The sequence below is a fragment of the Halomonas sp. 3A7M genome (genome assembly GCF_014897875.1).
Taxonomy (GTDB): Bacteria; Pseudomonadota; Gammaproteobacteria; order Pseudomonadales; family Halomonadaceae; genus Vreelandella.
In genome coordinates this window covers 40,935-63,310 of record NZ_JABUZD010000066.1, presented here as the reverse complement: position 1 = coordinate 63,310, position 22,376 = coordinate 40,935, and the positions used below count along the sequence as shown (strand labels likewise).

22 protein-coding genes are annotated in these 22,376 nt (G+C 54.3%); 11 read left to right on the top strand and 11 right to left on the bottom strand.

The window, feature by feature from the left end:
* Window positions 1-9 precede the first annotated feature (9 nt).
* Genes cheB through INT19_RS05705 form a run of 7 tightly spaced genes read left to right on the top strand, consistent with a single transcriptional unit; the run spans window position 10 to window position 7,763 of the window.
* The gene (gene cheB / locus INT19_RS05735; RefSeq protein ID WP_193060072.1) at window positions 10-1,077 is read left to right on the top strand and encodes a chemotaxis-specific protein-glutamate methyltransferase CheB; all 1,068 of its coding nucleotides are present in this window, start codon (window positions 10-12) and stop codon (window positions 1,075-1,077) included.
* Entirely contained in the window at window positions 1,074-2,453 is a 1,380-nt protein-coding gene (locus tag INT19_RS05730) for a CheR family methyltransferase (RefSeq protein ID WP_193060071.1), read from the top strand. Before cheB ends, INT19_RS05730 begins: the two co-directional genes overlap by 4 nt.
* Window positions 2,453-4,588, top strand: a complete 2,136-nt coding sequence (locus tag INT19_RS05725; RefSeq protein WP_193060070.1) for a hybrid sensor histidine kinase/response regulator — start codon at window positions 2,453-2,455, stop codon at window positions 4,586-4,588. Before INT19_RS05730 ends, INT19_RS05725 begins: the two co-directional genes overlap by 1 nt.
* A gap of 25 nt (window positions 4,589-4,613) precedes the next feature.
* Window positions 4,614-4,970 (top strand): response regulator, encoded by a 357-nt coding sequence (locus INT19_RS05720; RefSeq protein ID WP_089040667.1) that lies wholly within the window; start codon window positions 4,614-4,616, stop codon window positions 4,968-4,970.
* 54 nt (window positions 4,971-5,024) lie between these two features.
* Complete coding sequence (locus INT19_RS05715; RefSeq protein ID WP_193060069.1) at window positions 5,025-6,770, top strand: diguanylate cyclase; 1,746 nt, start codon at window positions 5,025-5,027, stop codon at window positions 6,768-6,770.
* Window positions 6,767-7,354, top strand: a complete 588-nt coding sequence (locus INT19_RS05710) for a chemotaxis protein CheW (protein WP_193060068.1) — start codon at window positions 6,767-6,769, stop codon at window positions 7,352-7,354. The genes INT19_RS05715 and INT19_RS05710 overlap by 4 nt, the downstream gene beginning before the upstream one ends.
* Before the next feature lie 4 nt (window positions 7,355-7,358).
* Complete coding sequence (locus tag INT19_RS05705) at window positions 7,359-7,763, top strand: hypothetical protein (protein WP_193060067.1); 405 nt, start codon at window positions 7,359-7,361, stop codon at window positions 7,761-7,763.
* On the opposite strand, the gene INT19_RS05700 is transcribed toward INT19_RS05705, so the two are convergent.
* The 11 genes from INT19_RS05700 to INT19_RS05650 form a co-directional block, all read right to left on the bottom strand.
* Window positions 7,746-8,951, bottom strand: a complete 1,206-nt coding sequence (locus tag INT19_RS05700) for a molybdopterin molybdotransferase MoeA (protein WP_193060066.1) — start codon at window positions 8,949-8,951, stop codon at window positions 7,746-7,748. The two genes, INT19_RS05705 and INT19_RS05700, sit on opposite strands and share 18 nt — an antisense overlap.
* Complete coding sequence (gene moaB, locus INT19_RS05695) at window positions 8,944-9,465, bottom strand: molybdenum cofactor biosynthesis protein B (RefSeq protein ID WP_089040662.1); 522 nt, start codon at window positions 9,463-9,465, stop codon at window positions 8,944-8,946. The genes INT19_RS05700 and moaB overlap by 8 nt, the downstream gene beginning before the upstream one ends.
* Before the next feature lie 11 nt (window positions 9,466-9,476).
* A complete protein-coding gene (locus INT19_RS05690) occupies window positions 9,477-9,803 on the bottom strand; it encodes a DUF1244 domain-containing protein (protein ID WP_193060065.1) in 327 nt (108 codons plus the stop codon).
* Between the two features lie 87 nt (window positions 9,804-9,890).
* Window positions 9,891-11,003 carry a formate dehydrogenase subunit gamma gene (locus INT19_RS05685; protein WP_089040660.1) on the bottom strand — a complete coding sequence of 371 codons (1,113 nt, stop codon included), beginning with the start codon at window positions 11,001-11,003 and terminating at the stop codon, window positions 9,891-9,893.
* A gap of 11 nt (window positions 11,004-11,014) precedes the next feature.
* On the bottom strand, window positions 11,015-11,629 hold the full coding sequence (fdh3B, locus tag INT19_RS05680) for a formate dehydrogenase FDH3 subunit beta (protein ID WP_009722867.1): 615 nt from the start codon (window positions 11,627-11,629) through the stop codon (window positions 11,015-11,017).
* Window positions 11,630-11,702: 73 nt separating this feature from the next.
* A complete protein-coding gene (locus INT19_RS05675) occupies window positions 11,703-14,555 on the bottom strand; it encodes a molybdopterin-dependent oxidoreductase (protein WP_193060064.1) in 2,853 nt (950 codons plus the stop codon).
* 24 nt (window positions 14,556-14,579) lie between these two features.
* Window positions 14,580-14,783, bottom strand: coding sequence for a twin-arginine translocation signal domain-containing protein (locus INT19_RS05670; RefSeq protein ID WP_089040658.1), 204 nt, complete (start codon window positions 14,781-14,783; stop codon window positions 14,580-14,582).
* Window positions 14,784-14,862: 79 nt separating this feature from the next.
* Complete coding sequence (locus INT19_RS05665) at window positions 14,863-15,516, bottom strand: TorD/DmsD family molecular chaperone (RefSeq protein WP_193060063.1); 654 nt, start codon at window positions 15,514-15,516, stop codon at window positions 14,863-14,865.
* Window positions 15,517-15,520: 4 nt separating this feature from the next.
* Window positions 15,521-17,239 (bottom strand): 4Fe-4S binding protein, encoded by a 1,719-nt coding sequence (locus tag INT19_RS05660; RefSeq protein ID WP_193060062.1) that lies wholly within the window; start codon window positions 17,237-17,239, stop codon window positions 15,521-15,523.
* Between the two features lie 186 nt (window positions 17,240-17,425).
* Complete coding sequence (locus tag INT19_RS05655) at window positions 17,426-18,049, bottom strand: DUF3306 domain-containing protein (RefSeq protein ID WP_193060061.1); 624 nt, start codon at window positions 18,047-18,049, stop codon at window positions 17,426-17,428.
* On the bottom strand, window positions 18,046-18,486 hold the full coding sequence (locus tag INT19_RS05650) for a DUF3305 domain-containing protein (protein ID WP_095603694.1): 441 nt from the start codon (window positions 18,484-18,486) through the stop codon (window positions 18,046-18,048). Before INT19_RS05650 ends, INT19_RS05655 begins: the two co-directional genes overlap by 4 nt.
* A 146-nt stretch (window positions 18,487-18,632) precedes the next feature.
* On the opposite strand from INT19_RS05650, the gene INT19_RS05645 reads away from it, so the two are divergent.
* Genes INT19_RS05645 through moaA form a run of 4 tightly spaced genes read left to right on the top strand, consistent with a single transcriptional unit; the run spans window position 18,633 to window position 22,376 of the window.
* Window positions 18,633-19,490 carry a formate dehydrogenase accessory sulfurtransferase FdhD gene (locus INT19_RS05645; RefSeq protein WP_193060060.1) on the top strand — a complete coding sequence of 286 codons (858 nt, stop codon included), beginning with the start codon at window positions 18,633-18,635 and terminating at the stop codon, window positions 19,488-19,490.
* Window positions 19,487-20,122: a molybdenum cofactor guanylyltransferase MobA gene (gene mobA, locus INT19_RS05640; RefSeq protein ID WP_193060059.1), complete on the top strand. Its 636-nt coding sequence runs from the start codon at window positions 19,487-19,489 to the stop codon at window positions 20,120-20,122. The genes INT19_RS05645 and mobA overlap by 4 nt, the downstream gene beginning before the upstream one ends.
* Complete coding sequence (moeA, locus tag INT19_RS05635; RefSeq protein ID WP_193060058.1) at window positions 20,119-21,372, top strand: molybdopterin molybdotransferase MoeA; 1,254 nt, start codon at window positions 20,119-20,121, stop codon at window positions 21,370-21,372. The genes mobA and moeA overlap by 4 nt, the downstream gene beginning before the upstream one ends.
* Window positions 21,369-22,376 (top strand): GTP 3',8-cyclase MoaA, encoded by a 1,008-nt coding sequence (moaA, locus tag INT19_RS05630; RefSeq protein ID WP_226912309.1) that lies wholly within the window; start codon window positions 21,369-21,371, stop codon window positions 22,374-22,376. The genes moeA and moaA overlap by 4 nt, the downstream gene beginning before the upstream one ends.

The following is a 22,376-nucleotide window of genomic DNA, read 5'->3' as shown; positions in this document are numbered from 1 at the left end:
GACGCTGCGATGAGTGCAATTCGGGTAGTGATGGCGGACGATAGCCAACTGGCACGTGACGTGCTGCGCGACATCCTCACCCGCGATGGCGACATTGAGGTGGTTGGTGAAGCCAGCAACGGGCGTGAAGCAGTGGAACTTGCCCACCGTTTATCGCCGCAGTTGATCACAATGGATCTGAATATGCCGGTCATGGACGGTCTCAGCGCCATTGAAGAAATTATGCATACCAAAGGGGTTCCTATCCTGGTGGTAAGCGACCGCTCTGATGCCGAAACGGCCTACCGAGCGCTCGATGTTGGCGCGCTAGAAGTGATGCAGAAGCCGACTCTTGATGATGAAGACGCACAACGGCTACTCGCGCGTGTCCGGCTTCTTTCGGGAGTGGCCGTTATTACTCGCCTACGGCGCCGATCAACCTCTGCCATGCCCGTTGCACCGGTAAACACGCGGCCTGTTGATCGCCCTAATAGGCCGAAAGCTTTCCAGCGTATTATCGCCATTGCTTGCTCAACCGGAGGGCCGCAGGCACTCGCCCATTTACTTAGCAAGCTGCCGACCAACTTTCCTGCACCGGTGGTGATTGCCCAGCATATCAGCCATGGCTTTATTGAAGGCATGGCGCACTGGCTGACATCGCTCTGTTCAATGCCCGTTTGCGTTGCTCAGCATGGTGAATCGCTAAAGCCAGGCGTTATTTATCTATCGCCATCGGAACGCAACTTGCGTGTCACGCCATCCCACCGCCTTCAACTACAGCAGAGCCCAGATAATTCGCTTTATCACCCCAGTTGCGATGCACTGTTAACGAGCGTCGCTAATGTTTATGGCCCAGAGGCTATTGGAGTGATTTTAACGGGCATGGGGCGTGATGGCGTTAGCGGCATGCGCGCTATTCATTTATCGGGAGGCTGTACCTTTGCCCAAAACGAAGCCAGCTCGGTTATTTATGGCATGAACCAAGAAGCGGTTAGTGCCGGTGTTATCCAGCATGTTGTTTCCCTTGATGAGCTCCCTGCCAGGCTCATTCGCGAGACCATTGGGCAACGGTTGTCTACCTGGACGAAATCGCTATGAGTTCGCTGACGCCGTTCAAGGATCTGGTGCATCGTCGCTGCGGTTTGCACTTAGAGGGCCTCGCTGAAGCTCGTCTCGTTAAAGCAGTGGAGGCACTTCAAACAGACACCGACATTAACGACACCTCGATGCTCATTGTGCAACTAGAGCAAAACGAAGCGATGTTTGATCGCTTCGTTAGTCAATTAACGGTGAACGAAACCTACTTCTACCGGGAGCCTGAAGCGCTGCACTGGTTAGCCGACACCTACCTCCCGCGGCGGCTGGCTGAAAAAGGTAAGCCATTGGCTATTTTCAGCGCCGGATGTTCTTCAGGTGAAGAGCCTTACAGTGCTGCTATTGCGCTATTTGAGCGCTACGGAGAGCGCGCCAAGCAACTCTTCCATATTACAGGGGGAGACGTTGATCAGCAGGTTCTTAGTAAAGCCCAAAAAGGCATTTACAGCGGCATGTCGTTTCGGGCACTGAACCCTGCGCTAAAACATCGCTATTTTCACCCAGCGGGCCGACGCTTCAAAATAGATGATGCGCTTCGCCACTGGGTCACCTTTTGTTCATTTAATGTCTTGCAGCCAAACGCAGACAAGCTAGGCCCCTTCGACGTCATTTTATTTCGCAACGTATCGATCTATTTTGATGAATCGACCCGGCGCGATATACAGCGCCACCTGAAGCAGCTACTGGAACCTCATGGCGTTTTGATGTGTGGTGTCACGGAAACATTAGGCAACGACCTGGGCATTTTGGAACTGCATCAGGCTCAAGGAGTGTTCTTTTTCCAAGAGAGCACCTTGCCCGGTGCCTTACCTGCCAATGATGAACCACCCTATCGCGACGATCCGTTGCCAGCCCCACCGGTGTTGTCAGAGATGCCTCCTCAACCACCTAAGAAAGAACCTGAGAAAGAACCCGAGAAAGAACCTGAGCACAAGCAGCCGATGGCATCGTTTAACGCGGCTTTGCAGCAAGCTCATCATTTACTGAACCAGAACGCATTTTCAGAAGCAGCCGCGCTACTTTCTGACCTTCTCGTGCAACAGCCTTGGAGTGTCGATGCGTTACTGCTGGCAGGTTTAGTGGCTCGCTGGCAGCAGAATTTTGCTGACGCTTACGACTACTTTAAGCGAGCCATTTACGTTGCTCCTGAGTGCTGGCCAGCTCACTTTTTTCAAGCTGAGCTTTTCCGACTAGGCGAGCTTAGTGATGCTCCCGAACAACGAAAGCGTGGCTATGCAGCGGTTATTCGCCTACTGGATGCGTCAAAACAGGCGGATGGTGGATTGAGCGTCATTGCGCCGCCTATTCCTCCGGGGGATGCCTACTTTTTGGCAACTCGCTACCTTGGTGCACAAGCAACGACACAGGGAGTGGGTTAATGGCACTGGATATTAAACGCTTTATTCAGCGCTTTATTGAAGAAGCGTCAGACCACTTGCCTCGTTTAAGGGAGGGTATTGAAGCGCTAGAACAAGGCGATACCCATCAAGAACGTATCAATGAGCTGTTTCGTGCGGCCCATACGCTGAAAGGCTCTTCGCGTATGCTGAAGCTGACGCCCATTACGGCGATCGCTCACAGTACAGAGGAGCTGCTAAGCGCACTACGCGATGGGACACAAACCGCTTCACCTGATGTCACGTGCCTGCTTAATCAAGCCACGGACGCGCTGTCTGATCTAGTTAGCCAACTTGCCCAAGGTGTTTCTCCAGCAGAGCTAGCGGAAGCCGACAATCAGCTTTGCCAAGCCCTGGAAAACGCCGCGGCGGGGAAGTCGTCCCCCGCACCCTCTCCTAAAACAAGCGTATCCGAGGACGATAAAGCCGAGAACGCAGCCCTCAACACTGCACCATCGGCAATGAAAAGCCCTGCTCTTCCGGCTCAAGAGCTACGCTTAACAGACACGGTACGCGTGCGTCTTGACCGCCTAGATGACGTTATTCGCCTGATGGGGGAAGTGTTGTCAGGGCACCACCATCTGCACTCACTCGTAGAACAGGCACGCAGCCTTGGCGCCTCGTTACCCAAAGATCAGCAGGCCCCCTTTAACGCTTTTAGCCGCGAGCTGAAGGACAGTGTGCTTTCCCACGACGGTCTAATGAGCGATCTCCATGACCGAGCTCTGCAAATGCGCATGCTACCGCTGAGCGTGGTGTTTGACCCCTTATCGCAAATGGCCAGAGACCTTGCCCATTCGCTAGACAAACAAGTCAATTGCCGTGTTCACGGCAGTGAGATTGAGCTGGACCGGCAGATGATAGATCGCCTCTCGGACCCGCTAATTCATCTACTGCGGAATGCGTTAGACCATGGCCTGGAAACACCCGCTGAACGGCAGGCAACTGGCAAGCCTACACGGGGGCAGTTATCGCTAGAGGCCTGGCAAGACGGCAGCTGGGTAGTGATTGAAATGCGTGATGACGGCGCGGGTATTTCCCTAGATGCGGTACGGCAAAAGGCACTCTCCAAGCAACTACTCAGTGAAGAGCTGCTGCTTACCCTAACCGAGCAGGAAACCTTAGAGCTTATTTTCTTACCCGGCTTCTCAACCAAACCCCTGATTACCGACTTTTCAGGTCGTGGCGTGGGGATGGATGTCGTCAAGCGAACGGTCATTGACGAGCTCAACGGTGATTTACGTCTAACCAGCCACCCGGGCAAAGGCACCTGTTTTACCCTGCGCCTGCCTTTATCGCTAGCCATGATGCGCGTTCTCCTGATCAACGTGGGCGCTGTCACGCTAGGTGTAACAGCACCTTATGTGTCAGAGCTTGTAGAGCATGCATCAACGGACTTTATTGATGCTGCCGGGCAAAAAACACTGATCCTGCGCAACGAGTTCGTGCCGGTCGTTTCACTTGCGGAATTATTAGACCTACCCTATACGCCCACTGATGCTGACAACTTACTGTTACTCGTCGTACATCAACGTCATCAAAAACTGGCGCTAATTATTGATGCCTTGGTGGATGAACGCGATATGGTAATTAAGCCGTTGCCCACGCATTTGCGCCATTTACCACTGGTTTCTGGCATGGTCACGCTAGGGCGCAATACGTTGGTTAGCCTATTACACGTGCCGACGCTGCTGGAACACTCGCGCCGCTATGCCCCGAAAGCGCTAGCTAAAACGGATCAACCGCCCCAGACACATCGTATACTCGTCGTCGATGACTCTCTGAACACCCGAGAAATTGAAAAAGATGTCTTAGAAGCCTGGGGATATCAGGTCACCCTGGCAGAAAATGGCCGTGATGGTCTGAACAAGGCCCTGGCTGACTCGTTTGATGCAGTGCTCACCGACGTTGAAATGCCTGTCATGGATGGCTTTGCGCTCACTGCGAGTCTGCGAGAAAATGAGATTTATCGTTATAAGCCGATTATCATTATCACATCACGAGAAAAAGAAGCAGACCGTCGGCGCGGCATTGAAGTAGGCGCCGACGCGTATATTGTCAAAGGCAGCTTTGATCAGAACAATTTGGTGGATACGCTAAAAGCGCTACTCGGCTAAGCACACGCCATGACGGAGGTTAATCATGCAAATATTGATCGTAGATGACGACCCGTTGGCCTGTGAAATGACAGCAACGCTGCTAGAGTTCCAGGGCTATACAACGGTCATGGCCAATGATGCCATGGAGGCCACACAGCTGTTGGATAGCTTGGACAGTATCGCGCTTATTGTTAGCGACATGCATATGCCGCTCATCAATGGGATAGAGTTCTTGGAAATGCTGCGTGAACAAGACGTTACCTTGCCTTTTATTTTGCTCACAGGCGACTCACCTAGTTCAACCCTTATGCAGACGCCTGGTTTAAACGCCTGCCTGCAAAAAGATGCGGAGCTAGAATCCACGTTAGGCAATGCCGTGACTCAAGCGCTCAACGGTTGAACGTTTGCCATTTGCATTACAGCGCACCGTTCGCCCACATGAACAGGTAGTCTGATGTCACCATCTGCTCCGACATTGCAACAAAAGCTGAACCAGCTGCGCCAACGCTTTATTGAACAGCTACCAGCACGTTTACAGAAAACCGTAACAAAGTGGCAACAAAGCCGACTTTCAACGGAGGCAGAGTCACGCCTAGCCCCGGAGCTTCACCGCTTTTTCCATAGCTTAAAAGGTACCGGCCGCTCATTGGGCTTTGAACGAATTGCCATGTTGGCAGATCAAGGTGAAGAACTACTCAAGGCGACGCCGGCTTCTGCCAGCCATGCTTTTGATGACCAGGCTATTAATGACATAAACAGCCTGATTTCAGAGCTTTTCCAGCAGCTCAGTGAAGAAATTGAGTACTTACAGTCACTGCATGGCCAGCAAACCGTACTGGCATCACTCAACAGCGTCGAATTCTCATCAGTAGCGCCACAGACACGCAGTAAGCGTCAGCGGCTTATTTATCTATGTGACGATGAGCCCGACCAAGTCGACCAGTTGCTACATCATCTTCGCTGTTTTGGGCATGAAGTGGTCCATTTTGAAGACACAGAGTCATTTTTTAATGCGGTCATTACCCGCCGCCCCGACGCGGTCATTATGGATGTACAGTTTCCGCAAGGTAACACCGCGGGTACTGAAACGCTGACCAGCCTGAATAAATTAATCGGAGAGCGGCTGCCCTCCATCGTACTGTCGTCCTATGGTGACTTTTATTCACGACTGAGTGCTGTTCGAGCTGGCTGTAATGGGTACTTTACCAAGCCCATTAAGCCACTGGATTTAATGTTAGCTATCGACGAGCTCACTAGCCCCTTGGATGAAGAACCGTTGCGCGTGTTGGTCGTCGATGATGAACCCGACGCTGCCAGCTACCACTCATTGATGCTTGAAGAAGCCGGCATGATTGTTCAGCAGGTGCATCACCCTGCTGACGCGCTAAGCGCTTTAGACCGCTTTAGCCCTGACTTACTGTTAATTGATATGTATATGCCGGTATGTTCTGGTGAAGAGCTAGCGACAATTATCCGCCAGCAATCCGCGCATATTGGCCTGCCCATTATTTACCTATCTAGTGAAACAGACAGCCAAAAGCAGCTACTGGCCATGACGGCAGGCGTAGAAGCCTTTATTACCAAGCCGGTTACCCCTGACGAGCTCGTGTCTGCGGTACGGCTTCGTGCCGAACGCCTGCATCTACTGCGTTCGCTGATGACCCAGGACAGCATGACAGGGCTTTATAACCACAGCACCACGACGGATCTTATCGGTAAAACACTTGCTCAGGCATATCGTGAAGGTAGCCAACATGCGATGGCCATGCTCGACATTGACCATTTTAAAACGATCAATGATACCTACGGCCACCTAGCGGGTGACCAGGTCATCATCACGCTGGCGCGGCTGCTAAAAACCCGCTTGCGCATATCCGATATCATCGGGCGTTATGGCGGTGAAGAGTTTGTCGTATTGCTAAAAGGGGTCACCGCAAAGCGCGCAGCCGAACTTATTGACGAACTGCGCCACGATTTCGAACAGGTAGATTTTCATGCTGGCGGAGAGCGCTTTCGCTGCACCTTCAGTGCAGGCATTAGCAGTTTTCCCAGCCAGCCTTCCACTGAAGCGTTACGCCTAAGCGCGGACCAAGCACTTTACCTAGCAAAACGGCAGGGGCGTAATCAAGTAGTCATTAATAACGAGAACGACGCAAAAGGAAAAGCGCAACCGAAGCAACCCGGTGTGAAAAAACAATGACCAACACCCATCAACAGCATGACAACCCGTCTCTTTCGCTCGAAGAGGCACTAGCACGTCAGAGTAACGATGACACGATTATTGACGTGGACGAACCTTGCCAGCAGTTGGTGTTATTTCGCCTAGCGGAGCAACGGTTCGCTTTGCCCGGCAGTGCGGTCAATGAAATTTTGAATGGTGATCAACCGGTTTATTTCGTGCCTGGCTTGCCTGCTTCTACGGAAGGTGTGATTCACTTGCGCGGCAACATTGAATCGGTGGTAACCCTACAGGCAGTTCTCGGTCTCCCCCCTACGGAACAAACGGGCATGCTGTTAGTCGTGACCGCCGCGGGCATTCGCAGCGCCGTTCGTATCGATTATTTAGAGGATGTTTGCGACATCCCGATCAGCGCACTGAAACCGGCACCGGACACCCTCGCCAGCCAACTAATGCCTTATGTGAGCGCCCTCTGGCAACCTGATGTAACGCCAGCAGAGGGCGGCGAAAAAGAGACTAACGGCGATTCTGTCGAAGGCAGCGCGGCCATTGCCCTGCTGGATCCAGATGCTTTATTCAACGCCTATCAACAAGGCCTAGGGTAAGCCCATGGCCATTGGCGCGCCGAATCACTCCTTAGACGCAGCGTCCCACGTTGCTTTAGTGCTGTTTAGTGCTGGCCATACGCTCGCCGCCATCGAAGCACGCCACGTCGCGGGGTTAGCGAAATCGGCCCACCTACCGCGTTGCGCGAATGCCGAGTGCCTGTTGCTTAACGCGCCATTGTTGAGCGTAGCCCCCACCCACTGGCTGACCCTTCAGGATACCAACGGCGCTTGGCAGTTAGGCGTGACTGGCGACGTCGCCTTAGCGCACACACCGATAACGGAGCTGTTTCCATTACCTCCTTTAATTGCCGCACGCCACGTCAGCCCCGCCCTACGAGGCTTAACGATGGCCAACCAAACGGTACGTTTGTTGTTTGATGGCGCAGCGCTAACGCTGCAACCATAAACAGCGCACCAACGTGCCTTTTTCTACCTGCTGGTGCGGATCAATCACCGCTAACGCATCTACACTAATACAGGATGACAGCACGCCAGAGTTTTGGTCTTCAAACGCATCAGCAATGATGCCCGCTTCGCTAAAACGTAGCGCAACACGCATATAGTGCTGGCGCGGGCCGGTCTGAGTAGCGAAGTTAGCGGAGGCCGTCAGCGTAGGTAAGGCGTTCAACGCCGAACACCCCAGTAACGCACCCATCAACGGTCGTAAAAATAACCACGCGCCCACAAACCCAGAAACAGGGTTACCCGGCAGTCCTACAAAGCGCGCCTCACTGTCGTCTTGGCGTGGCAAACGGCCCAGCGCCAGCGGCTTTCCTGGGCGAATCGCCAGCTTCCACATATCTAATTGGCCTAGCGATTCCAGCGCGGCTTTGACATGGTCTTCCTCACCCACGCTGACACCACCCGTACTTACCACCACATCGGCGTCCGCCGCTGCGTTTGTGAGCAGCGCAACGGTCTGGTCGAAATCGTCCGGCACACTCACTAGTTGGACCACCTCCGCGCCAAACGTCTCTAACAGTCTCTTCAGCATCGGCCGATTGGAGTTATACAGTTGACCTGGTTTTAACGGCGCGCCTGGATCAATGATCTCATCGCCAGTCGACAGTAGCGCTATCCGAGGGCGACGGCGCACGCTAACGTGGGTAACCCCTTGACCGGCCAAATGCCCTAACGCGGCAGCCTCCAAGCATTCACCAGCGGGCAGCAGTAACTCACCGCGGCGCACATCACGACCCTGGCGGCGCACGTTATCACCTACCGGCAGCGCATCCGGCATCAATGCCTGGTCACCCTCCTGAGTCACTCGCTCCTGCATCACCACACAGTCGGCCCCTGGGGGGATCTCACCGCCGGTAAAAATCCGTGCGCAACTGCCTTCCGCCAGCGGCACTGCCGGGCTGCCTGCCGCAATACGCTGGCTGATCGGCAACCACTTACCCGCATCACTGGCACGCAGTGCATAGCCATCCATTGAGCTATTATCAAACGGCGGTACGTCTAACTGCGCGGTAATGGCTTCGGCCAGCACGCGCCCAGCAGCGGCCTCAAGCGGTATACACTCTGCACCGAGCGGCGTGACATCTGCCAACAGCGCTTCAAGCGCGGCACTTATCGGCTGTAGCTCAGCCATGCTGCCCCCGGCCTGGGATAACTAGGTTGGCGAAATTACAAGGCTTATGACGGCTATCCAACTGCTCGGCCAAAATGCCGTCCCAGCCAGTACGGCAGGCGCCGGTTGAACCCGGCAGGCAGAAGACAACCGTAGCGTTGGCTAAGCCGCCGAGGCAACGGCTCTGAATGGTCGAGCTACCGATCTCATCGCCGCTTAGTTGGCGAAAGCGCTCGCCAAAGCCTTCGATACGCTTATCCAGCAGCACCGAAATAGCTTCAGGTGTCGAGTCTCGCCCGGTAAAACCTGTACCGCCCGTGGTAATCACCACCTGTACATTTGTGTCGGCAATCCACTGGGCGACTACCGCACGAATTTGGTAGACGTCATCCGGCACGATGCGTTTCTCTGCCAGGGTGTGCCCAGCTTCGGTTAAACGCTGCACCAGCGCCTGGCCGGAGCGGTCAGTCTCATCCGTGCGTGTATCAGAAACCGTAAGCACGGCGACTTTAAGAGGTACCATTGGCTCACTCATCAACGTCATCCCTATTTGGCTGCTTTCTTTTTAGCATGGTGCGCTTCCCAGGCAGCCTTCTGCTCGGCAGTCGCAGGCGGCTGATAGAGCTCCTTCCATTCACTATAGGGCATCCCGTATACATACTCTCGGGCTTCTTCGTAGCTGAGAGTTTCATTGCGCGATTCAGCGGCAGACACCAACCATTTCGATAAACAGTTGCGGCAAAAATCCGCCAGAATCATCAGATCGATGTTCTGCACATCCTTATTGTCGTCTAAATGCTGTAACAAACGCCGAAACGCGGCGGCTTCTAGCTCTGTACGCGTCGTTTGGTCAAATTCATTAAACGCTGACATTGGCGATCCTCTTATCAAGTAACTTTAGAGCAGCATAACAAAAGACACCGCCCGAAGGCGGTGTCGAGTGGCAATTAAGCGAACCGGCTAGCTAGGTTTGGTAGCGGAAACATCGCCACTACTGCTGCTCGTTTTTTGTGCCGCGATTTCCTCTTCGCTCATGGCTGTATCTTTGACCTCCTCGTACCACAAATTGTGGTGCTCTTTGGCCCAGGTTTCATCGACATAGCCAGTGGTCATACCTTCCAGTGAGCCTTCCGTACCGACAGTACCAATATAGATATGGCCTAGCGCGACAGCCGTCAACCCAAGCGCACCCACCGCATGGATAATGTTGGCCCACTGCATGGTATCGCGGCCTTGGCCATAGTTGGGGAAGTCGAGCACAAAACCACTCGCGATCACCATCAAGCCAGCAGTGGCTAATAGCCAGTACCACGCTTTTTCGCCACCGTTGGCAAAACCCGCGTCAGGATGGTGCTTGCCTGTTAATCCACCTGCCTTTTTAAACCATACCCAGTCATGCTTCTTAGGAATATTGTCTTTCAGCAAGCTGATTAACAGTACAACCAGTAGCACACCGAATATCGGGCCAAGATAGTTATGCAGCACTTTGGAAGCTGAAATCATCCATGCCCAGACGGCGTCGCCAAACAGCGTGCGGAACACAAACTTACCAAACAGCAGGTTCAACCCTGTTAATGCCAAGGTGATAAACAGGGTGGCAACAGTCCAGTGCAGCGAACGCATTAGCAACGACCAGCGCAAAAGCTTACGCCCTGTGCGCGGCTCATCGAGATGTTTGCGCCCAACCATAAAGTAAAACAGCGCAATCACCACGATCATCCCGCCAATCGCAATCAAACCAAACGGCGACACCCAACGGTTACGGATCTCGCGCCAGGTTTCGCCACTCGAATTGATCAGACTGTAGTTACTGTCAAAGCGCGAGTCGCGGTAGTTAGGCCCTGTTTCACCACTGCGCACCTGACGCCACTGATCTGCACTGATACCTGGAGCAGCGGTCACCATCTCGCGGTCTGTGTCAGCCTGGGCAACCGCTAGTTGGGACATGCCAAGGCTGGCAGCCAGCAGCAGAAACAGGATGCCGATACGCCAACAGCGCTGGAAAAACGCCCTTACCCAGAGTGCTAGCGCAGGCGCCTCTGGTGTCATTGTGGTCGTGGTCATCGTTGTCATGACACGCCTCCTTACCCTTTACGGGCAGCATCGTAGGCAAGGTTGTCAGTACTGGCCTGGGGGTTATTCGACCAAGCACCATCTTTATGGCCACGATGGACGACACGCTGACGGAAAATATCGGCAACATCTTGCGCATCACCCGCTAGAAGGGCTTTGGTAGAGCACATTTCCGCACATAGCGGCAGCTTGCCTTCCGCGATGCGATTGGAGCCGTACTTCTCGTACTCCTCCTCTTTGCTCTCGGCGGGGCCGCCTGCACAGAATGTGCACTTGTCCATTTTTCCGCGCTCGCCAAATGCATTTTGTTGTGGAAACTGCGGTGCGCCAAAGGGGCACGCATACAGGCAGTAGCCACAACCAATGCACAGGTCTTTATCGTGCAGCACGATGCCATCATCAGTTTTATAGAAGCAGTCAGTCGGACATACCGCCATGCATGGCGCATCGTCACAGTGCATACAAGCAACTGAAATCGACATCTCATCCGCTTCGCCGTCGTTAAGTGTGACCACCCGGCGACGCTGGATACCCCACTCCACATCGTTGGCATTTTTACAGGCGGTGACACAGCCGTTGCACTCGATGCAGCGCTCGGCGTCACACATAAATTTCATTTGAGCCATGGTGTTCTCCTCTCACCAGCGCGGGCATTTACCCACGCTGGGCTCTGTCAGGTCGGTCGAGACGTTTATTGGCTTAAGCCCGCTCAATTCGGCAGATGGTGCACTTGGTTTCCTGCATCAGTGTCACCGGGTCATAGCCATAGGTGGTGGCTGTGTTAGCCGCCTCACCAATGACGTACGGGGCAGACCCTTCCGGATAACGATCCCGCAAGCTCTCGCCTTGGAACATGCCGCCAAAGTGGAACGGCATAAAGGCAACTTTGCGATCAACCCGAGGCGTGACCAAGGCTTTCACCTTCACTCGGCCGCCTTCTGCACCCTCAACCCATACGTCGTCGCCATCACGTACGCCAATGTCATTAGCATCCGCGGGGTTCATCTCGACAAACATCTCTTGCTGTAGCTCGGCCAGCCACGACATAGAACGTGTTTCTTCACCGCCTCCCTCGTATTCGACCAAGCGACCCGACGTGAGAATAATCGGATAATCAGCGCTGTTATCACGATCCTGGATGGTTTTGTACATCGTGGGCAGACGCATAATTGAGTCAAAGTCGTCCCAGGTGGGATAGCGTTCGACCAGATCGCGACGGGTGGTGTATAGCGGCTCGCGGTGTTTCGGCACTGCATCAGGGAAGGTCCATACCACGGCACGCGCTTTCGCGTTGCCATAAGGCGCGCAACCACGACCAATCGCCACCCGCTGGATACCGCCTGAGAGGTCGGTTTTCCAGTTTTTACCTTCCGCGGCCGTTTTCTCAACGTCAGTCAGATCATCCCACCAACCGAGGTCTTTAAGCAGTTGGTCGGTAAACTCGGGGTAACCGTCATCAATCTCGCCACCTACTGGCGCAGAGCCCTCAGCCAGCAAATTAACGCCGTCGCGCTCAATACCAAAACGGGCACGGAAACCCATACCGCCTTCCATTACCGGCACGCTGGTGTCATAGAGGTTGGGTGAGCCAGGGTGATTAAACTCTGGTGTGCCCCAGCACGGCCACGGCAGCCCGTAGTAATCACCGTCGGCAGGGCCACCTTGGGCACGCAAGTTCTGAAAGCTGAAGGTATGCCAGTTTTTCTGGTGCTCTTTGAGGCGCTCGGGGCTTTGGCCGGTGTAGCCAACAGTCCACATGCCACGGTTGATTTCACGCAACACGTCATCAATCAGCGGCTCGTTGCCGTTCATCTCAAAGTTCTTCACGAACTCATTACCAAAGCCAAGCTTGTTGGCAAATAGGTACATAATTTCGTGATCAGGCTTTGATTCAAATAGCGGCTCAATGACTTTGTCGCGCCACTGAATAGAGCGGTTGGTTGCCGTCACGCTGCCGGTGGTTTCAAACTGAGTCGCTGCAGGCAGCAGATAAACACCATCAGAGCGGTCATGCATCACCGAGGCAACCGTGGGATAAGGGTCAACAATGACCATCATCTCAAGCTTCTGCATGGCTTTTTGCATTTCCACGCCGCGGGTTTGCGAGTTGACCGCGTGTCCCCAGTAGAACATTGCTTTTAGCGCGGTGCGCTGGGAGATATTTTCATCCTCTTCCAGTACACCATCTACCCAGCGAGATACGGTAATACCGCTGGAGTACATCGGTTTTCCATCAGCATACTCGGTATCGTCAAAGCGGCCTTTTAGCCACTCATAGTCGACATCCCACACCTGGGACCAGTGCTGCCATGCGCCTTCAGATAACCCGTAATAACCGGGAAGCGAGTCACAGCCAAGGCCGAGATCGGTAGCACCCTGTACGTTATCGTGGCCCCGCAAAATGTTGGCTCCACCACCGGACTTACCAATATTGCCCAGCGCCAGCTCTAGAATACAGTACGCGCGAGTATTGTTGTTACCGGTGGTGTGTTGGGTACCGCCCATACACCAGACCACGCAGCCCGGACGATTGTCAGCAAGCCGTTTAGCCACATCGAACATATCCGCTTCCGGTACGCCAGTAATGTCTTCCACGACACTCGGGGTGAACTGAGCCACCTCTGCGCGCACCTCATCCATACCGTAAACACGCTGGCTGATATATTCGCTGTCTTCCCAGCCATTCTCAAAAATGTGCCACAACAAGCCCCAAATATAAGCAACGTCCGAGCCAGGGCGCAGGCGTACGTATTTATTGGCTTTTGCTGCGGTACGCGTAAAGCGCGGATCCGCGACGATGATGTCGCAGTTATTACGCTCTTTAGCAATGAGAATATGCTGCATCGCGACCGGGTGGGCTTCACTCGGGTTGGAGCCGATGAACAGAATCGCCTTGCTGTTCTGCATATCATTGAGCGAGTTGGTCATCGCCCCGTAACCCCAGGTGTTAGCAACACCTGCCACGGTAGTGGAGTGACAAATTCGCGCTTGGTGATCTGTGTTGTTGGTGCCCCACATGGAGGCCAACTTGCGCATCAAATACGCCTGCTCGTTATTAAACTTGGCCGAGCCAAGCCAGTAAACACTGTCGGGGCCATGGGCATCACGCAGTTCAAGCAGCTTGTCGCCAATTTCATTAACCGCGTCGTCCCAACTCAGTCGCTGCCATTCACCCGCCACTAGCTTCATGGGGTATTTTAGACGACGGGTGGAGTGACCGTGCTGGCGTAGCGAAGCCCCTTTGGCACAATGCGCACCGCGGTTAATCGGGTGGTCAAAAGCGGGCTCTTGTTTTGTCCAAATGCCTTCTTGAACTTCTGCATAGACACCACAGCCCACCGAACAGTGGGAGCAAATGGTGCGCTTGGTCTCAACGGGTGAGTCTAATACGGGAGTTTTATTCGCCGACTCGGCGCGCTGCATCATCGGCGCGCCCATAAAGCCCGCAGCTGCGACGCCACCGGTGGCGACGCCACTACGCTTTAAAAATTGACGACGGGAGATTCCAAGCCCTGAAGCGTTGGGAGTATTAGTTTTGCGAGTTAGACGCATGGCAGTTCTCCTGGCATTTCGCCGTCAATCACGCAGCGACGCATAGTACGCACGAATATGGTCAGTTTCGTGGTAGTTCGTTGTTTGTTTTTTAGGCTCAATCGACGTGGTGCTATCGGCTTGAGCTAGCGTGACGTGACCTACAGCAGCGGCCGCACCGGCAGCGGCGGTACCTAGCCCAACGGTTTTCATAAACCGGCGGCGCTCAGGGTTGTGTGACGAGTGCATGGGTTTCTCCTCTATCATGCCCTTATTCTTCTGCATGGCCTGCTGGCCCTATTATTCGCTTACCGCTGCGCACTGCCACTCACGGTGTGACGTCGCGCGCCGCGTCAGTTGCGGTTGTCGTTGGCTCCACAATCCGCACCGCTTGATAGGCCGCTCTTTCGCTCAACGTTGCCTGCTCGCTTTCCATGAACGCGCCGCCTAACTGGCCAAGCGATGCGTAAAAAACAGTGTCTACTCTAGTGAGGTCGTCAAAGCAGTGCGTTGACCAGGGAGCAATGTGTTGCTGGAAAAAGTAGCTCTGCTCGCTGCTTTGGGACGTAATTAGCATCGCCATCACCTCACATATAGCAGCCAAATGATCTTCTGGCTCGCGGGTATGCTCGCTACGCTCAAACCCCAGCGCCCGAAGATCCTGGCGTAATGCAACTAATGCTGCCTCCATTAATTCCCCGTTACGGTACCAAGACGCGTAAGGCACTACCTCGCCCTGAATGACGCCAACAAGAAGGCGAAAGTGGGCACGCTGAAGGCTATCTACACTACTTTGGCCAGTAGCACTTGAGAGCGCTGCCCAACACTCAGCCAGTCGGCTGCCGTCTTGTTCAATGTCTAGGCTGGCTAGCCACGTTAATAACTCACTGTCAGGTGCTTGCCGTAGCAGGCTGGCTAAAAGCTGATAAATATCGGCCCGCAGTGCGTCGGTCTCGCTAAGTGTGGGCATTGCATCACTCATTGCTTTACACCTTTAGTTGCGCATCAGGGTCACGGATCATAGTTTTCCACACATCTTTGACCCGGCAGTCCTCGCACATTTCTAGCCGCGCTAGTGCATCGCCCGCGAAATAGGGGTGGTTAGCCAGCTTCGCTTTGATCGTTGCTACCGTACTGGCAGTGGCAAACGGCTTGCCGCAGCCAATGCACTCAAAGGCCGCCTCTTCGTGGCAAATTTGCCGTGTGTCGCGTTCCGGTGCAGCCAAAAAACCAGGCAGCAGCGTAATCGCGCTTTCAGGGCACGCCTGTTCACATAGCCCGCACTGCACACAGTCGGACTCCAAGAAACTTAGCGCGGGTGTATCGCCCCCTGCTTTCAATGCAGGCGTCGGACAATTACTAACGCAGGCATGACAAAGCGTGCAGGCTTCACGATCTACTTGAATGCCACCATAAGCGGCCCCTTCAGGCATGCTATGCCGGTCATTGCTAGGCGCTCCAAGTGCCGCCAGTGTTGCTAGCACTTGATTAAAGCGGGCGCGCTTATGGGGGTCGGTAAAGGTCAGCGCAGCGTCGGTTAAGGGCGTAAGCGTGGGAAGTGCATCGCGCTCATCAGTCGGTTCCGGCTGCAGCAGCTTAATCCGCGTAGTGTCATGCCCCAGCGCTTCTAGCAGGCCGTGGGCTTGGGCGACTTGATGGATGATGAACGTGGTTAAACGAGGCGGCATCTCATCGTGCAACTGAATACGCACTTCAGCAGCGCCGTTCGCCAACGCGGTAAGCCACTGATCGTGGCCAGCAGCACCCAGCTCTTCAAGCGGGACATCAAGCAGATGGCCTGGCGTAACAACACCTGCTTTGCGTTCAGCATCCAGAAAGTCATGGGTGACAAAGCGCATCACAGGCGCTTGACCACCCGCCTCCCGGTAGGCGGCCAGCCACGTCGCTAAGGTGTCTTGCTGACGACGGGTTTCCGGCAGGCGAAATTCAATCGCACCGGTTGGGCAAGCGCTGGTACAACTGCCCACCCCTTGGCACAGGAACGGGTCAATCTCAATACGCGATTCAATGCGTCCCTGAATGCTGGAAATAGCATCTGCGGGGCAAACATCCAAACAGCGCGTACAGCCAACGTTGCCACTCGAGGAATGTGCACAGAGATCACTATTAACCTGGAAATAACGCGGTTTATCGAATTCACCGACGAGTTCAATAACGCTTTCCAGAACCTCACCGCGCTGAGCTTCTTGGGCTAACCAATTCAGGCACACATAGCCCGGTGGTGGGATTTCCCATACATGAGTAGCCTTCGACATGCCTGCTGCCGTTAAGTCGAGCACCACATCAAACACGTCGCGCTCAATAAGCGCTTGAGCCAGATTGAGCGTGTCGCTATCCGCGGGCGCTATTTCAACGCGAAAGGCACCAAGATACCCCGTGATTCGCAGTTGGGATTGCTGGGTATCGGTTAGCGTTTGGCAGGTGAGAGGCTCGCTGGCAGCCGCTAAATCAACTGCAGCATCAGTTGTCAGCAGCGTCAACGATGCCAAGCCACGACCCTGTAACACTCGGGCAGCTTGGCTAACCTCGTGTGAATTACCCAACAACAGCGCATGGCCACGGCTGTGATAAGTCACGTTAGCAGGCGTTAAGTTAACCGGCCACGAGATACGCTGGCGTACCGCTTCGCGGGCGGTGACGTTAATCTGGTCATCTACCGATGCCAGTTGGATTCGTTGGTTCATGCATTCTCACGGTCAGAAAGTCATTTTTTTTATAATTAAAAGTCATGTTTTTTTACTTTAATGGCATATCTTAATGCTTTCTCTAACTTGAGCGTAGGTGCCTAGGCGTTTTTTGCCACTTTAAAGCGCATTGGCGTCTCAACGCTTCATCGTCATAACGACAGCAACCCATTGTTTATAAAACAATCACTGCCTATTTATACATTCGTCTACTTCATCACCAGACAAATCAGACTGGTCGTCTAGCGGCTGTTTTTGTACAAAACCACTATCACTTGTACAGGCATTAACGTCTTCAAGTGGGGTAGGAATGCTGCCATCCGCGATGTTCTCATCGTCTGCTTCTGCGGGCCTATCGACTGCCTCTTCCGCTTTGTTTGCCCAGCGGCGAAGCTTGCCTGCCAGTTCAGTGGCCATAGGCTTAAGCTGCTGACGATAATCAGCATCGTAGTCATCCAAACCATCGCGCACGTTGTAGTTACCGGTGGCCCATAGCCTTTTTAGGGCACGGCGGCGCAGTGCAGCGCTAACACCCGGCGCCATGAACGCGCTGAAATCACTGCCTGCCGGTAAGTGATCAGGGTCGGGTAAGGTGTGATCCAAGCTACCAGGAAGGGGGCGCGCGTCATCGACGCTAGCCTCTGCACCCAACGATTCAGTATCGCTGGAAGTAGCACTTAGCGTATCGGCCTCTAGCCCTAGCTCTGACGTCGGCTCTGCACTGCCGTTGGGAGGGTTGTCTAATGCTGCGTCTGCTTCGCCGCTTTCAACGCCACGCTTTTTACGTGACCAGCGTTCAAGTCTGCTCACTGGGGCTGCTCCTTGGTCGGGGTTTCTTTAGCCCGACCGGCTCCCTTATGCTTCTTTTTGCGCTTTTCTGGTGGTGCTTCACCATGACGCGCTAAATAGCTTTCCAGCCATACCTGAATCGCCATCGGCATCGATGCTTCGAGTACCTGTTGTTCACCATCAAGCCAGCCCGCCGCGACATCTTGGCTTGCGGTAATAGCATCAGGCTTGGGCGCTTGCCCGGTAAAACCAGCGCGAACAAAAAGACGCGGGGTTGCTGACGTAAGGTTAAAGCGGTAGGCCGCACGCTCGGTCATCGACAGTTGAAGGCGAAGCACATAGTCACCTTGCTCACCTGGCGTGAGCTCAGCGATACGCCATTGCGTTAAGGTAAAGCCCCTCACCTGCTTGGGCTCTGCCACCAAGGTAATGCTCAAAGAGCGCAGATTATCACTCATACGGATAGACCACCTTAGACCTTGAATGGGTAGACAAGTAAGCCTTTTGAGCGCCATCATCGTCAACTCAGAGTGTTTTACTCAACTATTATAATTTACATGTATGCGTTACATGATTCTTCACTAGGTTCCAACGAGGATTGCGGATGCCCGCCCTTCAGTTAAGCCGAGCCCGCTTACCGGCCACGACGACAATCGATGTGCTAGATGCTTACGGCGACTCTCGCCAACAAGCCATCGCCGCAGAGCGCGCGCTAACGGTTTATCTCAATAAGCGTGAAATTGTCACGCTAATGACGCTGGGCGATGACCCAGAAGCCTTGGTGGTGGGCTACCTACGCAACCAGGGATTACTGCGCCGCGCGGAAGATTTATCGGCGGTACAGGTGGATTGGGAGGTAGAGTCCGCCGCCGTCGTCACCGATTATTTACCTGACGATTTAGACAACCGGCTGAGTACCCGTACCGTCACCACGGGTTGCGGTCAGGGGACCGTGTTCGGCAAATTACTGGAACAAACATCGCTCTCTGTGTTACCTGAGACAACGCTGGCGCAATCAACGCTTTATCAGTTGCTAACCAATTTGAATACCTACAACGAGACTTATCGCAGCGCGGGAGCAGTACACGGTTGCGCGCTGTGCCAGCAAAGCCGCGTGCTCGACTTCGTTGAAGATGTCGGACGTCACAATGCGGTGGATACCCTGGCAGGCCACCAGTGGCTCAACCAGGCCGAAAGCAGCAGTGCTGATATTTTCTATACCACTGGCCGCTTAACTTCCGAAATGGTGTTGAAAGTGGCGCAAATGGGGATCAGCGTGCTGGTTTCACGTTCAGGGGTGACCCAAAAAGGTGTGGAGCTGGCGGAACGCTTCGGCGTGATGCTGATTGCTCGGGCTAAAGGCAAACACTTCCAGGCGATTAATACCGCTAACCGCCTAACGTTAGATGCCATTCCAGCCAAACCACCCAGCGCACGCACCTCTAAGGAGGCCGGTATATGATCACCCCACAAACCCTCACTGGCATGATTCTCGCGGGCGGCGAAGGCCGCCGTATGGGTGGGCGTGACAAAGGCCTTGAACCCTTCGCGGGGCTACCGCTCGTGGCCCATGTGGCTCAACGCTTTGATGGCCATGTCTCTGAACTATTGATCAACGCCAATCGCAACACTGATGCCTATGCACTGTTTGCAACCCGGGTTATTGAGGACGAGGAAGGCGGCTTTAAAGGCCCCTTGATGGGCATTTATAGTGGCCTACGCGCTGCTAAAACACCCTGGCTACTGGTTGCCCCTTGCGACTCACCTGCCCTACCCAATGACTTAGTGGCGCGTATGGTGGCGGGCATCACCTCAGCGAGTGGTGAACACGATATCGCCGTTGCGTTTGACGGCGAGCGCCTGCACCCAGTCGTCGCACTGCTGCGCACCTCGCTTGCCGATGACTTAGCGAATGCGCTGGCTGAGGGCGAACGTAAAATCGACCGCTGGTACGCTCGCCACTCATGGTGCAAGGTCGATATGTCGGATTGCCCGGAAACGTTTGCCAACCTCAATACTGAAGAAGAAAAAGCTCGGCTGGAGCTAACACTAAGCACTGTCTTTAAAGATCCGGCCTCGAAGGAAATACCATGAGCCTGTCGTGCTTCGAACTCGGTGAGCAAATGCTCAGCGTTGACGCAGCGCGAGAGGCACTGCTGTCCTTGGCTGAACAGCCCGTTGCGGTAGAGTCGGTAGCGCTTAGCCAAGCTTATGGCAGGCGCTTAGCCACCGACATCACCGCGCCAATTAACGTGCCACAGAATACCAATGCAGCCATGGATGGTATCGCCCTGGCGTGGCCAGATGAGCAACCTCAGCAAACCCAATGGCCGATTGCAGGCGATGCCTTTGCCGGACAGACGTTTGAAGGCAGCGTACCTCTCGGCCAGTGCGTACGCATTACCACCGGCGCTCCCTTACCGTCAGGCACCGACACCATTATCATGCGCGAGCAGCTTAGCGAGCATGATGGCAGTGTCACCATCGATGCCCCCGACCGGGTTAGCCATGGTCAGCATGTGCGTCAAGCGGGGGAAGATATTGCCCTAGGCGAGGTAGCACTGGTAGCTGGCACACGGCTAGATGCCGCCTGTTTGGGGTTAATAGCCTCACTGGGCTATGGTGAGGTTTGCATTTTCAGGCGCCCAAAGGTGGCTATTTTCTCTACTGGAAATGAGGTCACTCCCCCTGGCGAAGCGCTGCCCAGCGCAGGCGTTTACGACACCAATCGTTTTACATTGATGGGCTTGCTCAACGAACAGGGTGCTGAAGTGATGGATCTAGGCATTTTGCCTGATGACCCCACCACCATTCAAAACGCCCTGGCTAGCGCAGCCAAGCAGTGTGATTTAGTCATTACCAGTGGGGGCGTTTCTGTCGGCCACGCCGATTACACCAGGGAAGCGTTGGAAACATTAGGCCAATTAGCTTTTTGGCGCGTGGCGCTGCGACCCGGACGCCCCATGGCCTGCGGCTGGCTGGGTGAATCGCGCAAACCATTTGTCGGCTTACCCGGCAACCCCGTTGCGGTCATGGTAACCTTTAGTCAATTCGTGGTGCCATTATTGGAACGTTTACAAAAACAACCCTTCGTTCCACCGAGGCGTTTAACAGCCATTACCCAAACTCCGCTAAAAAGTCGCCTAAAGCGCACCGATTTTATACGTGGCATTTATTCAAGCGATGCTCACGGTGTGCTGCAGGTACGTAGTACCGGAGCGCAGGGGTCTGGGATTTTAACCTCGATGGTAGCTGCTAACTGCCTGATTGAACTGGGTGATGATCAAGCAGGCGCCCAGCCAGGCGATGCAGTCTGCATCCAACCACTGACGAGGTGGCAATGACCAAACAACCAATTGCCGAAAAACTCATTGATGATTTCGGCCGCCGTGTTAGCTATGTACGCATTTCCGTGACGGATCGCTGCGACTTTCGCTGCGTTTACTGCATGAGCGAAGAGATGACCTTCCTGCCAAGAGCCCAGGTGCTTACGCTGGAAGAACTTGCCATGGTGTCCCAGGCGTTTACCGAATTAGGCGTTGAGAAAATCCGCCTAACCGGAGGCGAACCGCTAGTGCGTAAAGGCATTGAGCAGCTCGTGGACGACATTGGCGCGCTGCCAGGGCTCAACGACTTTACCATGACCACGAACGGGGCCAGTCTGCGTAAACACGCCAAACGGCTCTATCAAGGGGGGCTGCGCAGGCTCAATATCAGCCTCGACTCTCTTGACCCCGAGCGCTTCAAACAGCTCACCCGTACAGGTGAGTTAGCGAAAGTGATTGACGGCATTCACGCCGCTAAAGAAGCAGGCTTTTCACGCATCAAGCTTAACGCTGTGATTCTCAAGGGGCGCAATGATGATGAAGTGCTGGACCTCGTCACGTTCGCTCGCCAAGAAGGGCTGGATATCAGCTTTATCGAAGAGATGCCGCTGGGCGATGTGTCTGACCACTCGCGGGCCGAGACCTTTTACTCTAGTGACGACGTTCAAGCGCTGATCGAGACACGCTACCCACTCATGCCGTCAACGGAAACCACACCTGGGCCTTCGCGCTATTTTAAAATGGCCGATAGCAGCAGCAGGGTTGGCTTTATTTCACCCCATAGTCACAACTTTTGCGATAGCTGCAACCGCGTTCGGGTAACCGTTGAAGGCCGTCTACTGCTCTGCCTCGGCAATGAACACTCTGTCGATTTGCGTGCCGTACTGCGCCGACATCCTGGCAATATGCAGGCGTTGAAAACCGCCATTATTAATGCCTTGCCGCTCAAGCCCGAGCGCCATCACTTTACTACCGATGGCGATGTCCAGGTGGTGCGCTTTATGAATATGACAGGGGGTTAA